Raw genomic sequence first — 13,029 nt, 5'->3', positions numbered from 1 at the left:
GGGGGCAGTGCTGCGTAGGAAAAAGCGGTCAGGTGGAGATATGCAGCGCGGTGGCGGAGTGGGTGAGGGCACCGGAGACCTGGGCCCCGAGCGCGCCCGGCAGTCCCGCAGGGGGCGCCACAGGGGCCGGCGCGACCGGCGCGAAGAAGACCTCGCGGGCAGCACGGACGGCCTCGCGAGCGGTACGGACGGCCTCGCGAGCAGCAAGGCAGGCACAGGAAGCAGGAGTGGCCGCGTGGGGGTGACCTACAAGTACTTCGGGGCACCCAACAGCGCGGCCGCAGCCAACGTCCCCATCTCCATGCGCCCCGAGGAGCTCGGCGGCGACGAGCTCGGCATGGGCGGCATGTTCACCCGCATCAAGCCCGAAACCGTGGCCGCCATGGTGCTCACCGGCATCGAAGGCATACCCCTGCACAAAGTCCCCCCGCTCGAGCTGGTCGTCCTCCACCCCGACTACGCCGTCGTGAAACTCCCCATGACCGTCGTCGACCCGCTGCGCGGCGTCGGCGAGGAATCCGTCGGCGCCGCCGCCTTCATCTGGTCCACCGTCCCCGACCGCGGCGGCCCCCGCGACGCCTTCGGCGTCTACCAGCTCCTGCGCGAGTGGCAGGACTTCTCGCACCGCCTCCACGAGAACGGCCACCAGCCCTACTGCCTCGTCTGGCCGTAACCCCTCGCCCGGCCCGCGGACCGGCTTTGAGCGAACCCGCCGCACCGGCCACCGGACCCCGCTCCAGGGCACTCAGCCCGGTGCCAGCACCGCCGTGTCCAGCGTGCCCTCGACGACCTGCCGGGCGAGCTCCGACAGCCGCAGGTGACGCGGACGGGCATAGCCCCGCATCCTCTCGAACGCCTCGTCCAGGCCGATCTGGCAGCGCTCGGCCAGCACCCCCTTGGCCTGCTCGATGACGACCCGGCTGTTCAGCGCGGCCTGCAACTGTGCCTTGTCGACATTGCCCTGCTCGATGGTGCGCTGCTGCAGGATGGCGATCGTCGCCACGTCCGCCAGCGCCTGCGCCAGCCGGACGTCGGGCTCGGCAATGCCGCCGGGCCGGGAGTGGAAGAGGTTCAGCGCGCCGATGACCTGATGGCGCAGCCGCATGGGAATGGCGTGCGTGACGCGGAACCCCACCCCGCGGGCATGCTCCGCGAACGCGCCGAAGGACGCCGCGGCCTGCGGGGACTCCAGATCGATGTCCAGCTGCGGCAGCCCCGTGCGATAGCACTCCACACAAGGGCCCTGCTCGTGCTGGAGGGCGAACAGCTCCAGCAGCCGCGTGTGCTCGTCCGAGGCCGCGATGACCTGCAGCTCGCCGTACGGGTTGACGATCATCACGCCCACGGCGTCGATGTCGAGCAGCTCGACACAACGAGCGGTCAGCCGGTGCAGGAAATCGATCAGATCGAAGTCGTCGATCAGCGAATCGACGGCCTCGACCAGGATCTCCAGCATGCGTTGCTGGCTAGCCACGGCCATCATCCCCTTTGCTCGCGGACGGGCCGGGCCCGTCTCCATCGTGTCGGAAGTGCAGACGACGCGTCACCACGTCCTCCGCCACCTGCAGCAGCGGACGCTCGAAGCGGTACGCGTGGGCGCGCAACAGCACCAGCGCCTGCGCCACCGTGACCCCTGCCTGGACGCTGATCATCCCGCTGGCCTGGTGCACCACGGCGCGGTGCAGATGGGCGAGGGGCTCCGCGTCGGAGAACCGCGCCGCCCGGTCGCCCCCGACCAGCACCGCCGCGGTCACCGCGGCGGCCAGAAGGAGGGCGTCATCCATCGCCGCCTCCGAGAGCGGGCCCGCGGTCGCCCTCTGCGCGGTCAGCGCCCCCACGCACACACCACCGATCCGCAGCGGGAAGCAGAAGAGGGCGCCCACGCCCAGCGCCGCCAGCACCGGCAGCAGCACCGGCCACCGGTCGGGCCGGACCTGCGCCAGATCCGGCTCGATGACCAGGGCGCCCGAGCCGACGGCATCCACCCCCGGCCCCTCGCCGAGCGTGTACTGCTCGTCGTCGAGGCGCTCGCTGGTGCCCGGGGAGCACCACACCAGCTCACTGAGGGATCCGCCCGTGGCCAAGGAGACGGCGACCCCGTCCACGCCCAGAACGCGTGCGCACTCCCCCGGGTCCCCGCCGATCAGCCCCGGGCCGGGCCCCGCGGAGAGCTCTCGGAGCACCCGGGCCATACCCGCGCCGGCGACCACCGATGTCACCCGCTTCCCAGGACGACCCGTAACGCGCCACCCGGAACGAACGGCCCGCAAGGTTCACGTTACGCCCTGGCACCCCGGTGGCGGCGGCCTCCGAGGGCGTCGAGATCGGCCAGATCCGCAAGGGAAGCAACCGGACGGAAGACCTCCAGCAATCCCGCCACCCGCAGAAGCTTCAGCGACCACGGCCGGATGCACAGCACATCGAAGCTGCCCCCGGCCCCGAGCACCCTCGTCCTGCCCCGGCTGAGCAACCCCAGCAGGGTGCAGTCGAAGAACGTCACCTCGATCAGATCGACCACCACGGCCGGCTGCTCCTGGACCATCAGCCGGGCCAGCAGCTCCTCCACCTCCGGAACCGCCGCAAGGTCGATCTCTCCGGCAAGCTCCAGCACGCTCCACCGGCCCACTGCCCGGATACGGGCCGTGCCCTGCCACTCCGCCACGACTGCTCCCCCAGCTCGGGCTGCATGGGACAGTGCACGAAGCCGGCCCGTGCACCGTCGCCACCAAGGTCCGGGGCAGCTCCTACGAGGCTATGGCCAGATGATTGCGGAACAGGGCACGGGCGGAATGCAACGCTCGAACGAATGAAACTTCCCGGAACAGCCTCGCGAAACCCGCCGCCCATGCCCTCCGCCCGGGCCCGCCACCGCCCACACCCCATACTTTCCGCCGTTCCCCGAAGCCTCCTCCGCCCGCCTTCCGGAGGCCCCGCCCCACGCCCTAGGGTGAAGCCCGTGGCCCCGGCCCCTGGTCACCGTCTCCCGCCGACGCACCGGACACGCCTCCCGCCCAGCCGGTGCCTCCGCGGTCGAGAGCGAGCCGGCCGGAGGCCACTGCCGGGGGAGGGCAGGGCCTCCGGCCCGCTCTGCAGCCCCACCCCGGACCCGTAGCCTGCGAACATGCTCATCGCCCGCTCCACCGGACTCTTCCTCCTCGCCGCACTCCTGGAGATCGGCGGCGCCTGGCTCATCTGGCAGGGCGTGCGCGGCAGCCATTCCGGAGAGGGGCGCGGCTGGGCCTGGATCGGCGCCGGCATCATCGCCCTCGGCGCCTACGGCTTCGTCGCCACCCTCCAGCCCGACGCCCACTTCGGCCGCATCCTCGCCGCCTACGGCGGAGTCTTCGTCGCCGGCTCCCTCGCCTGGGGCATGGCCGCCGACGGCTACCGGCCCGATCGCTACGACGTCCTCGGCGCGCTCGTCTGCCTCGTCGGCGTGGCGATCATCATGTACGCGCCCCGCAACCGCTGAATATCCTGCCCGGGGACCACCCACGCCACATCGGCCGCGCCGCGCCCCAGGAGGCATCACCATGAGCACCCGCACCGCCGTCATCACCGGCGCCAGCAGCGGCATCGGCGCCGCCACCGCCCGCCGCCTCACCGCCGAGGGCTACCGCGTCGTCCTCACCGCCCGCCGCGCCGACCGCATCACCGCCCTCGCCGAGGAGCTCCCCGGCGCCCGCGCCCACGCCCTCGACGTCACCGACCGCGCCGCCGTCGACGCCTTCGCCGCGACCCTCGACCGCGTCGACGTCCTCATCAACAACGCCGGCGGCGCCCACGGAGCCGACCCCGTCGCCACCGCCGACCCCGCCGACTGGCGCACCATGTACGAGGTCAACGTCCTCGGCGTGCTCCACATGACCCAGGCCCTGCTCCCCGCCCTCACCGCGAGCGGCGACGGAACGGTCCTGATCCTCTCCTCCACCGCCGCCCTCGGCACCTACGAAGGCGGCAGCGGCTACGCCGCCGCCAAGCACGGCGCCCACGCCGTCGCCGAAACCCTCCGCCTGGAGCTGTGCGGGCAGCCCGTCCGCGTCATCGAGATCGCCCCCGGCATGGTGCGCACCGACGAATTCGCCCTCACCCGCTTCCGCGGCGACCGCGCCAAGGCCGACGCCGTCTACGCGGGCGTCGCCGAGCCCCTCACCGCCGAGGACGTCGCCGACACCATCGGCTGGGCCGTCACCCGGCCGCCGCACGTGAACGTCGACCTGCTCGTCGTCCGCCCCCGCGCCCAGGCCTCGAACTACAAGGTCCACCGCCAGGCCTGACCCCGGCCGGGACCGAAGCGGAAACGATCATTCCCGGGCTACCGTCGTACCGAAGCCCGCCCCGGCCGGGCGGCCCGCACCGAACAGGGGAACCCATGCGCGTCATCGCCTTCGACCACCTCGTCCTCAACGTCTCCGACGCGGAGCGGTCCCTCGCCTTCTACACCGGCCCGCTCGGCCTCGACCCCGTCCGCGTGGACGAGTGGCGCGCGGGCCGGGCCCCGTTCCCGTCGGTGCGCGTCTCCCCCACCACGATCATCGACCTGGTGGAGCGCGACCGCGGCGACACGGCCGCCTCCAACGTCGACCACATCTGCCTCGTCGTCGAGCCCCTGGACTGGCAGACCGTCATCGACGCCGGCACCTTCACCGTCGTCGACGGCCCCGGCAAGCGCTACGGCGCCCGCGGCGACGCGGAGTCGGTCTACGTCCTCGACCCGGACGGCAACACGGTCGAACTGCGCTGGTACCCGCAGGACGTGCAGCAGTAGGGCGCACACGCTCGTCGAGCGCTCGCCAGTTCGAGTGACGCCCTGCCGTTCCGCCCGACGGCCCGGCAGCGGCGTCGCACGATCGGCCCATGACCTTCATGGACCTCGAAGACCCTCGCTACGCGTACATGTTCGGCTTCTTGCAGGCGGATGGGCACTTACAAGCGGGCGCAGGCCAAAAGGGACGGCTGACCGTCGAAATCAGCCACCGCGACATCGGCATGCTCCGGGCCTTCCAGCAACTGTGCCCGTACAACAGCACCATCACCGAGCGCACACGAGCGACCAACTTCTCAGCGAGCCATCACTCCGCGATCTGGACCCTCTGCGCCCTGGAAGCCAGAGACCGACTCGTGGAGCTCGGCATCCCCTACGGCAAGAAGTCCACCAGGGTCACGCCACCGCGCGTCCCGTTCTCCCACCGGGACTACCTTCGCGGAATCATCGACGCCGACGGCGCCGTGGGCTTCACCAGCCAGGGTCTGCCGTTCGTCAGCCTGGCCACGACCAGCACGGCAATCGCCACCTACCTGTGCCACTACACCCAGGTCACACTCGGCATCCATAAGCTGACCAGCCGGAACGCCCGCGACGGCGCGTACAACATCATGTACATGCGAGAGGCGGGCGTGACACTGGCAGCTCACCTGTACTACCCCGGGAGCCTGGCCCTGGAGCGCAAGCGCTCGGCGGCGGCCCAGGTGAGTGCCTGGGTCCGCCCGGCGCACATGAATCCGCCTCGGCCGCGCCGCAGCTGGACACAGCTGGAAGACCGCATCCTGCTCGACACCCCGACCAACGCGGAAGCGGCCGAGAAGCTGGGCAGATCGCAGCAATCCTGCAATCTCCGGCGCTGGCGCTTGCGCAAGAATCAGGCGGCTCGAGCCGAATGACCGTCAGCCCTTCACACAGACGACCTGCTTGAGCTTCGCCACGACCTCGACGAGATCCCGCTGCTGCTCCATGACCTGCTCGATCGGCTTGTACGCGGCCGGGATCTCGTCGACCACGCCACGGTCCTTGCGGCACTCGACGCCCTGCGTCTGGTCCGCCAGGTCCCGCTCGGAGAATCGCTTCTTCGCCTGGTTGCGGCTCATCCGGCGGCCGGCGCCGTGCGAGGCGGAGTTGAACGACGCCTCGTTGCCCAGGCCGCGCACGATGTACGAGCCGGTGCCCATCGAGCCCGGGATGATGCCGTACTCGCCGCCGCCGGCGCGGATCGCGCCCTTGCGGGTGACCAGCAGGTCCACGCCCTCGTACCGCTCCTCCGACACGTAGTTGTGATGGCAGGAGATGGTCTGCTCGAACATGGGCTTGGCCTTCTTGAACTCCTTGCGGATCACGTCCTTGAAGAGCGCCATCATGATCTCGCGGTTGTGCCGCGCGTACTCCTGGGCCCAGAACAGGTCGTGCCGGTAGGCGGCCATCTGCGGCGTGTCCGCGATGAAGACTGCGAGGTCGCGGTCGACCAGCCCCTGGTTGTGCGACAGCTTCCGGGCCACGCCGATGTGGTACTCGGCGAGCTCCTTGCCGATGTTGCGGGACCCGGAGTGAAGCATGAGCCACACCGACCCGGACGAATCTATACAAAGTTCAACAAAATGGTTTCCTTGGCCAAGGGTTCCCATCTGCTTCAGCGCCCGCCCCTGCCGGAACTTCACCGCCTCCGCAACCCCGTCGAACCGCCCCCAGAAGTCGTCCCACCCGGCCGTCGGCAGCCCGTGCAGCCGTCGCGGGTCGACCGGGTCGTCGTGCATCGAGAAGCCCACCGGAATGGCCTCTTCGATCTTCGAGCGCAGCCGGGAGAGATCACCGGGCAGGTCGTTCGCGGTCAGCGACGTCTTCACCGCCGACATCCCGCAGCCGATGTCGACGCCGACCGCCGCCGGGCACACCGCGCCCTGCATGGCGATCACCGAGCCGACCGTGGCCCCCTTGCCGAAGTGGACGTCCGGCATGACCGCGAGTCCCTTGATCCATGGGAGGGTGGAGACGTTGCGCAGCTGCTGCATGGCAACGTCCTCGACCGTGGCCGGGTCGGCCCACATGCGGATCGGAACACGGGCGCCGGGCACCTCGGTGTAGGACATGGTTTTCCTCATAACCCCGTAAAAGCAAGATAACGCAAAAGCCGGACATATCTCACGATTCGCGACAGCGAACCGGCAGACGCAGCGGCACGTGCGGTAGACATACTGTCCAGCCGCCGCCTCCGCGGCAGCAACACGTTTTCGGTGGAAGGAGCCACGGACCGTGCAGCGAAGGGCTCACGCACCGGCCGCCGCACTGGCCGCCGCCGTGCTGGCCGCAGCGCTCACCGCCTGCAGCGGCGGGGCGGGCGGCGACGGCGGCGACGACTCCAAGCCCGGCCAGGCGGGCTCCACCGCGCCCGCCGCCCAGCCCGGCAAGTACCGCAGCCTCCCCGAGCCCTGCGGCTACGTGAACCGCGAGACGCTGCGCAGGCTCCTGCCCACTCCGGGTGACGACGAGGCCGACCGCGACACCCTCGCGAAGCTCTACAAGGGCCAGGCCGCCATCACCTACGACACCGACCGCCGCGTCGGCTGCCGCTGGAAGCTGGAGGCCCCGCAGGGCTCCCGGCACCTGACCGTCGACTTCGAGCGCGTCGTCTCGTACCAGCCCGGCGTCAGCGACGAGCAGCGGGCGGAGCAGCTCTACGGCCGCCGGGCGGGCGCCGCGCACATCCCGGTCTCCTCCGGCTCGCCGTCCGCATCCACGCCTTCGGCCTCGAAGGGCGCGAGCGCGGGCCCGCACCCGCAGGGCGGTGCGCAGAGCGGTTCCCCGGCGCCCTCCGCGTCCCTGCCGGGCGCGCCGTCGGCCTCCGGTTCGCCGGCGGGCGGCGCCTCGCTGGCCCCGCGCGTCCTGGACGACCTGGGCGACGACGCCTTCATCGACGACAAGCTGATCACTGCCGGCTCGGGCGTGCACCGTGACATCAACATCGTCTTCCGGTCCGCGAACGTCATCGTGACCATCGCCTACGACCAGTGGTCGGCCGACAAGCAGCACGTCCCCGGGAGCGAGGACCTCCAGGGCAAGGCCCAGGCCTTGGCCCGGGAGCTCGACGCGGGGAACTTCAACAATTAGCCGGTGGCCAATCCGCCACCGGCCCGCGTCGGCCGCGTACCGTGCCGATCAGGCGGGGCGAGAGCGCCCAGGCGCTCCGCCCCTCGACACCGAACGAGCGAAGGACCCATGCACCGAACAGCCCCGCGACTCGCCCGACTCCTCGCCTGCGCCGCAGTACCGGTGATGCTCGTCGCCACCGGCTGCTCGGACGACGACGGCGGCGACAAGAAGAAGTCCTCGCCCTCCGCTTCGGCGCCGGCCCCCAGCGCCTCGCCGTCGATGAAGGCGGCGACGTTCGCCAAGCTGCCGCCGGAGGTCTGCAAGACCATCGACGAGAAGACGATCGACAAGCTGGTGCCGAAGGCGAAGAAGAAGGAGGGCGAGGCCCTCCCCACCAGCGACGCGAACGACTCGGCGAGCTGCTTCTGGAACGGCCTGAACGACGAGGACGTCAAGGACCTGCAGTTCCGTTCGCTGACCGTCTCCTACAAGCGGCTGGCCTCCGACCCGACGCTGGGCTCGGGCGAGAAGCGCGCCGAGAAGTTCGCCGAGCAGCAGGTGACCAAGGCGACGACCGCCGACGGTGCCAAGGACGCGAAGACCGAGAAGGCCGAGGGCATCGGCGAGGGCGCGAACCTGGTGGCCACGGACACCAAGAAGGACGACGACGACTACCGCAATGCGACGGTCGTCGCCCGCACGGGCAACGTCGTGGTCACGGTGAAGTACAGCGGCGCCGGTTTCCAGGGCGCGAAGAACCCGGCGGCGGACGAGATCGCCAAGGGCGCGCAGGACGCGGCCAAGGAGGCGGTGGCCGCGGTCGCCGCGGCGAACAAGAGCTAGCGGCTCCGGCCCGTGGGCCTCGCCGCTGTCCTTCCTCCGCCGCAGCGGCGAGGAGCGACAGCGGTGAGGGTCCGGCGGCATACGCACCGGCAGCACCGGGCAACGACGGCGCCGGCCGCTCGATCACCATCGAGCGGCCGGCGCCGTTATGCGAGGTACCACGCCGGAGGCGCTACGCGCCGAGCAGCTTCCGCACCCGGTCCGCCCCCACCGCGAGGAGCAGGGTGGGCAGGCGCGGGCCGGTGTCGCGGCTGACCAGCAGGTGGTAGAGCAGGGCGAAGAAGGACCGCTGGGCGACCTTGAGCTCGGGGGTCGGCTTGGCGTCGGGCTCCAGGCCGGCCTGGACCTTGGGCACGCCGTAGACGAGCGTGGTCAGGCCGTCGAGCGACCAGTGGTCGTCCAGGCCCTCCAGGAGCAGCCGCAGCGACTCGTGGCCCTGCTCGTCGAGCGAGCCGAGCAGCTCGGTGTCGGGCTCGGAGCGCACGATGGTGCGGGATTCGGCCGGGACCTGGGTGTTGATCCAGTGCTCGGCCTTGTCCAGGCGCGGGCGGACCTCGTCGAGCGCGGTGACCGGCTGCGCCGGGTCGAGGTCGCTGAGGATGCGCAGGGTCTGCTCGTCGTGGCCGGCGGTGATGTCGGCGACCGAGGCGAGCGTGCGGTAGGGCAGCGGGCGCGGCGTGCGGGGCAGCTCGCCGGCAGCCGTGCGGGCGGCGCGGCTGTGGGCGAAGGCGTCGGCGGGCAGGACGGTGCCGTCGGCGACCTTGGCCTCCAGCTTGTCCCACTCGTCGTAGAGCCGCTGGATCTCCTGGTCGAAGGCGATCTTGAAGGACTGGTTGGGCTTGCGGCGGGCGTACAGCCAGCGCAGCAGCGGCGCTTCCATGATCTTCAGGGCGTCGCCGGGGGTGGGGACGCCGCCCTTCGAGGAGGACATCTTGGCCATGCCGCTGATGCCGACGAAGGCGTACATCGGGCCGATGGGCTGCTCGCCGCCGAAGACCTTGCGGACGATCTGGCCGCCGACGACGAAGGACGAGCCCGGGGAGGAGTGGTCGACGCCGGAGGGCTCGAAGATCACGCCCTCGTAGGCCCAGCGCATGGGCCAGTCGACCTTCCAGACCAGCTTGCCGCGGTTGAACTCGCTGAGGCGGACGGTCTCGGAGTGGCCGCACACGCAGGTGTAGGCCAGCTCGGTGGTCTCGTCGTCGTACGCGGTGACGGTGGTGAGGTCGCGCTCGCAGGCGCCGCAGTACGGCTTGTACGGGAAGTAGCCCGCACCGCCGGCGCTGCCGTCGTCCTCGGCGGCGGCGCCGGAGCCTTCCGCGGCCTCCAGCTCGGCCTCGTCGACGGGCTTCTGCTGCTGCTTCTTGGGCTTGCCGGTCGCCTTGTCCTTCGTCCGGTACTGGTCGAGGATCGCGTCGATGTCGGCGCGGTGCTTCATCGCGTGCAGGATCTGCTCGCGGTAGACACCGGAGGTGTACTGCTCGGTCTGGCTGATCGGGTCGTACTCGATGCCGAGCTCGGCGAGCGCCTCGACCATCGCGGCCTTGAAGTGCTCGGCCCAGTTCGGGAACGCCGAGCCGGCGGGGGCCGGGACGGAGGTCAGGGGCTTGCCGATGTGGGCGGCCCAGGACTCGTCGATGCCGGGGACGCCGCCCGGCACCTTGCGGTACCGGTCGTAGTCGTCCCAGGAGATCAGGTGGCGGACCTCGTGGCCGCGGCGGCGGATCTCGTCGGCGACGAGGTGCGGCGTCATGACCTCGCGCAGATTGCCGAGGTGGATCGGGCCGGAGGGGGACAGGCCCGAGGCGACGACGATCGGTTTGCCGGGGGCCCGGCGCTCCGCTTCGGCAATGACCTCGTCGGCGAAACGGGAGACCCAATCGGCCTCGGTGCTCTGAGCCTGAGCCACGGCACTTCCTTCCTTACGGTCCTGGCATGACCATTGTCCCAGACGGGAGGGGTGGCTCCGGGGTTGCCCGGCTGCGGGGAAATTACCGCGGGGGGCGTGGTAGGCGCATGGGATAATCGGCGGGACCATCACATGCCGCCTACCGGAATGGCACCTTCCCATGGCTTCGGTTCCCTCCCTCGCTTCCTCGCTCCACCAGCGCATCGCGGACGCCCTCTCGGCAGCCCTGCCGGAGGCCGATGCCGCCGATCCGCTGCTGCGCCGAAGCGACCGGGCCGATTTCCAGGCCAACGGGATGCTGGCGCTGGCCAAGAAGCTGAAGGGCAACCCGCGCGAGCTGGCGGCGAAGGTCGTCGACGGCTTGCCGGCCGGTGATCTGATCAAGGAGGTCGAGGTCTCGGGCCCCGGCTTCCTGAACATCACGATCACGGACGAGGCGATCGTGAAGACCCTGGCCGCGCGCGCCGCCGACGACCGTCTGGGCGTGCCGTTCGCGGAGCACCCGGGCACCACGGTCATCGACTACGCCCAGCCGAACGTGGCCAAGGAGATGCACGTCGGCCACCTGCGCAATTCGGTGATCGGTGACGCGGTGGTGCGGATCCTGGAGTTCTCCGGCGAGAAGGTCGTGCGCCGTCACCACATCGGCGACTGGGGCACCCAGTTCGGCATGCTGATCCAGTACCTGATCGAGCACCCGCACGAGCTGGACCACGAGGGCGAGGTCTCCGGCGAGGAGGCCATGTCCTCCCTCAACCGGCTGTACAAGGCGTCGCGGACGCTCTTCGACTCCGACGAGGAGTTCAAGGCCCGCGCCCGCCGCCGGGTCGTCGACCTCCAGGCCGGCGACGAGGAGACCCTCGCGCTGTGGCAGCGGTTCGTCGACGAGTCGAAGATCTACTTCTACTCGGTCTTCGACAAGCTCGACGTGGAGATCCGCGACGAGGACATCGTCGGCGAGTCCGGCTACAACGACATGCTCGCCGAGACCTGCCGCCTGCTGGAGGAGTCCGGTGTCGCGGTCCGTTCCAACGGCGCGCTCTGCGTCTTCTTCGACGACGTCAAGGGCCCGGACGGCAAGCCCTCGCCGCTGATCGTCCAGAAGTCCGACGGCGGCTTCGGCTACGCGGCCACGGACCTGTCCGCGATCCGCGACCGCGTGGGGAACCTGAAGGCCGACACCCTGCTGTACGTGGTGGACGCCCGGCAGTCCCTGCACTTCAAGATGGTCTTCGAGACCGCGCGCCGGGCCGGCTGGCTGACCGACGACGTCAAGGCCGTCCAGCTCGGCTTCGGCACGGTCCTCGGCAAGGACGGCAAGCCGTTCAAGACCCGTGAGGGCGAGACGGTCCGCCTGGTCGACCTGCTCGACGAGGCGATCGACCGCGCGACGGCCGTCGTCCGGGAGAAGGCCCAGGACCTGACGGAGGAGCAGATCGCCGAGCGCGGCGCCCAGGTGGGCATCGGCGCGGTGAAGTACGCGGACCTGTCGACGTCCGTCTCGCGCGACTACAAGTTCGACCTGGACCAGATGGTGTCCCTCAACGGCGACACCAGCGTCTACCTCCAGTACGCCTTCGCCCGGATCCAGTCGATCCTCCGCAAGGCGGGCGAGGCCCGGCCGGTCGCTCACCCGGAGCTCGCGCTGGCCCCGGCGGAGCGCGCGCTGGGCATGCACCTGGACCAGTTCGGGGAGAACCTGGCCGAGGTCACGGCCTCCTACGAGCCGCACAAGCTCGCCGGGTACCTCTACCAGCTGGCCTCGCTGTACACGACGTTCTACGCCGAGTGCCCGGTCCTCAAGGCCGAGACGCCGCAGCAGGTGGAGAACCGCCTCTTCCTGTGCGACCTGACGGCCCGCACCCTGCGTCAGGGCATGTCGCTGCTGGGCATCCGGACGCCCGAGCAGCTCTGAGGCACCGGACCGGGGCGGGGTGCCTCACCCCGCCCCCAGTTCGAACCACACCAGCTTGCCGGTGAGCCCCTGGGGTTGCCGGCGCAGGGCGAATCCTCCCCAGCTGTCGGCGCAGCGCATCACGAGCGCGAGCCCGCGGCCCTCCTCGGCGTCCTCCCGGGGCAGCGCGGTGGCCTGCAGGCCGGGCAGTGCGGGGTTGGTGTCCCATACGGTCACCCGCACCCCTTTTCCCTTGCCCTCGCGCCTGACGCGTACGGAGGCGGGCCCTTCGGAGTGCCGGTAGGAGTTGGTGACCAGCTCCGAGGTGAGCAGTTCGGCGGTCTCGGCCACGCGGGCGAAGCCGTGCTCTTCGAAGATCGTGCGGAGGGTGCGGCGGGCGATGCAGGGGGCGAGCGGGTCGCAGGGGACCTGGAGGGTGTACTCCCAGCTCTCGGGGAGCTCGGGGTCGGTGCTCATGGGCGCGTCTCCGCTGAGGGAACGGTGTGCGCCACAAGCTAGGGCCGG

The 13,029-nt window shown here is 70.7% G+C and carries 14 protein-coding genes; 8 read left to right on the top strand and 6 right to left on the bottom strand.

The genetic code is table 11. The features are described from left to right. Positions 1-40: 40 nt before the first annotated feature. Positions 41-673: a hypothetical protein gene (locus ACFPP6_RS21250; RefSeq protein ID WP_382044695.1), complete on the top strand. Its 633-nt coding sequence runs from the start codon at positions 41-43 to the stop codon at positions 671-673. Positions 674-745: 72 nt separating this feature from the next. Here ACFPP6_RS21250 and ACFPP6_RS21245 read toward each other — a convergent pair whose 3' ends face one another. From ACFPP6_RS21245 to ACFPP6_RS21235, 3 genes are read right to left on the bottom strand one after another with little or no spacing between them, the layout of a single operon-like run. After that, the gene (locus tag ACFPP6_RS21245; protein WP_382044692.1) at positions 746-1,480 is read right to left on the bottom strand and encodes an ANTAR domain-containing protein; all 735 of its coding nucleotides are present in this window, start codon (positions 1,478-1,480) and stop codon (positions 746-748) included. Continuing rightward, positions 1,467-2,219: an ANTAR domain-containing protein gene (locus ACFPP6_RS21240; RefSeq protein ID WP_382044690.1), complete on the bottom strand. Its 753-nt coding sequence runs from the start codon at positions 2,217-2,219 to the stop codon at positions 1,467-1,469. Before ACFPP6_RS21240 ends, ACFPP6_RS21245 begins: the two co-directional genes overlap by 14 nt. 59 nt (positions 2,220-2,278) lie before the next feature. Further along, positions 2,279-2,662, bottom strand: coding sequence for an STAS domain-containing protein (locus ACFPP6_RS21235; RefSeq protein WP_382044687.1), 384 nt, complete (start codon positions 2,660-2,662; stop codon positions 2,279-2,281). Between the two features lie 459 nt (positions 2,663-3,121). Between ACFPP6_RS21235 and ACFPP6_RS21230 the strand changes: the two genes are divergently transcribed. From ACFPP6_RS21230 to ACFPP6_RS21215, 4 genes are all read left to right on the top strand, one after another. Then, complete coding sequence (locus ACFPP6_RS21230; protein WP_382044684.1) at positions 3,122-3,472, top strand: YnfA family protein; 351 nt, start codon at positions 3,122-3,124, stop codon at positions 3,470-3,472. A gap of 61 nt (positions 3,473-3,533) precedes the next feature. Beyond that, positions 3,534-4,277, top strand: a complete 744-nt coding sequence (locus ACFPP6_RS21225) for an SDR family NAD(P)-dependent oxidoreductase (protein ID WP_382044681.1) — start codon at positions 3,534-3,536, stop codon at positions 4,275-4,277. Between the two features lie 95 nt (positions 4,278-4,372). Next, positions 4,373-4,768, top strand: a complete 396-nt coding sequence (locus ACFPP6_RS21220; protein WP_382044678.1) for a VOC family protein — start codon at positions 4,373-4,375, stop codon at positions 4,766-4,768. An 89-nt stretch (positions 4,769-4,857) separates the two neighbouring features. Then, complete coding sequence (locus ACFPP6_RS21215; protein ID WP_382044675.1) at positions 4,858-5,661, top strand: LAGLIDADG family homing endonuclease; 804 nt, start codon at positions 4,858-4,860, stop codon at positions 5,659-5,661. 3 nt (positions 5,662-5,664) lie between these two features. Here the strand turns inward: ACFPP6_RS21215 and ACFPP6_RS21210 are convergent, their stop codons facing one another. Next, positions 5,665-6,858 carry an RtcB family protein gene (locus ACFPP6_RS21210; RefSeq protein WP_382044672.1) on the bottom strand — a complete coding sequence of 398 codons (1,194 nt, stop codon included), beginning with the start codon at positions 6,856-6,858 and terminating at the stop codon, positions 5,665-5,667. 163 nt (positions 6,859-7,021) lie between these two features. Here ACFPP6_RS21210 and ACFPP6_RS21205 point away from each other — a divergent pair, with 163 nt between their 5' ends. Both ACFPP6_RS21205 and ACFPP6_RS21200 read left to right on the top strand, forming a co-directional pair. Further along, complete coding sequence (locus ACFPP6_RS21205; RefSeq protein WP_382044669.1) at positions 7,022-7,876, top strand: hypothetical protein; 855 nt, start codon at positions 7,022-7,024, stop codon at positions 7,874-7,876. Between the two features lie 108 nt (positions 7,877-7,984). Further along, complete coding sequence (locus ACFPP6_RS21200; RefSeq protein ID WP_382044667.1) at positions 7,985-8,701, top strand: hypothetical protein; 717 nt, start codon at positions 7,985-7,987, stop codon at positions 8,699-8,701. 172 nt (positions 8,702-8,873) lie between these two features. Here ACFPP6_RS21200 and lysS read toward each other — a convergent pair whose 3' ends face one another. Next, on the bottom strand, positions 8,874-10,610 hold the full coding sequence (gene lysS / locus ACFPP6_RS21195; protein ID WP_382044664.1) for a lysine--tRNA ligase: 1,737 nt from the start codon (positions 10,608-10,610) through the stop codon (positions 8,874-8,876). A gap of 160 nt (positions 10,611-10,770) precedes the next feature. Between lysS and argS the strand changes: the two genes are divergently transcribed. Beyond that, the gene (gene argS / locus ACFPP6_RS21190; RefSeq protein ID WP_382044661.1) at positions 10,771-12,525 is read left to right on the top strand and encodes an arginine--tRNA ligase; all 1,755 of its coding nucleotides are present in this window, start codon (positions 10,771-10,773) and stop codon (positions 12,523-12,525) included. A gap of 24 nt (positions 12,526-12,549) precedes the next feature. Here argS and ACFPP6_RS21185 read toward each other — a convergent pair whose 3' ends face one another. Further along, a complete protein-coding gene (locus tag ACFPP6_RS21185) occupies positions 12,550-12,981 on the bottom strand; it encodes an ATP-binding protein (RefSeq protein WP_058047592.1) in 432 nt (143 codons plus the stop codon). Positions 12,982-13,029 lie beyond the last annotated feature (48 nt).

Origin of the sequence: Streptomyces aureoversilis, assembly GCF_042657885.1 — a bacterium.
Classification (GTDB): Bacteria; Actinomycetota; Actinomycetes; order Streptomycetales; family Streptomycetaceae; genus Streptomyces; species Streptomyces aureoversilis.
This window is presented reverse-complemented; position numbering and strand designations above follow the sequence as displayed.

What these genes read in the sequence shown, in the direction of transcription:
- ACFPP6_RS21250 (WP_382044695.1), top strand. Translation starts at nt 41, where the DNA reads ATGCAGCGCGGTGGCGGAGTGGGTGAGGGCACCGGAGACCTGGGCCCC.
- ACFPP6_RS21185 (WP_058047592.1), bottom strand. Translation starts at nt 12,981, where the DNA reads ATGAGCACCGACCCCGAGCTCCCCGAGAGCTGGGAGTACACCCTCCAG.
- argS (WP_382044661.1), top strand. Translation starts at nt 10,771, where the DNA reads ATGGCTTCGGTTCCCTCCCTCGCTTCCTCGCTCCACCAGCGCATCGCG.
- ACFPP6_RS21230 (WP_382044684.1), top strand. Translation starts at nt 3,122, where the DNA reads ATGCTCATCGCCCGCTCCACCGGACTCTTCCTCCTCGCCGCACTCCTG.
- ACFPP6_RS21210 (WP_382044672.1), bottom strand. Translation starts at nt 6,858, where the DNA reads ATGTCCTACACCGAGGTGCCCGGCGCCCGTGTTCCGATCCGCATGTGG.
- ACFPP6_RS21225 (WP_382044681.1), top strand. Translation starts at nt 3,534, where the DNA reads ATGAGCACCCGCACCGCCGTCATCACCGGCGCCAGCAGCGGCATCGGC.
- ACFPP6_RS21215 (WP_382044675.1), top strand. Translation starts at nt 4,858, where the DNA reads ATGACCTTCATGGACCTCGAAGACCCTCGCTACGCGTACATGTTCGGC.
- ACFPP6_RS21245 (WP_382044692.1), bottom strand. Translation starts at nt 1,480, where the DNA reads ATGGCCGTGGCTAGCCAGCAACGCATGCTGGAGATCCTGGTCGAGGCC.
- ACFPP6_RS21200 (WP_382044667.1), top strand. Translation starts at nt 7,985, where the DNA reads ATGCACCGAACAGCCCCGCGACTCGCCCGACTCCTCGCCTGCGCCGCA.
- ACFPP6_RS21220 (WP_382044678.1), top strand. Translation starts at nt 4,373, where the DNA reads ATGCGCGTCATCGCCTTCGACCACCTCGTCCTCAACGTCTCCGACGCG.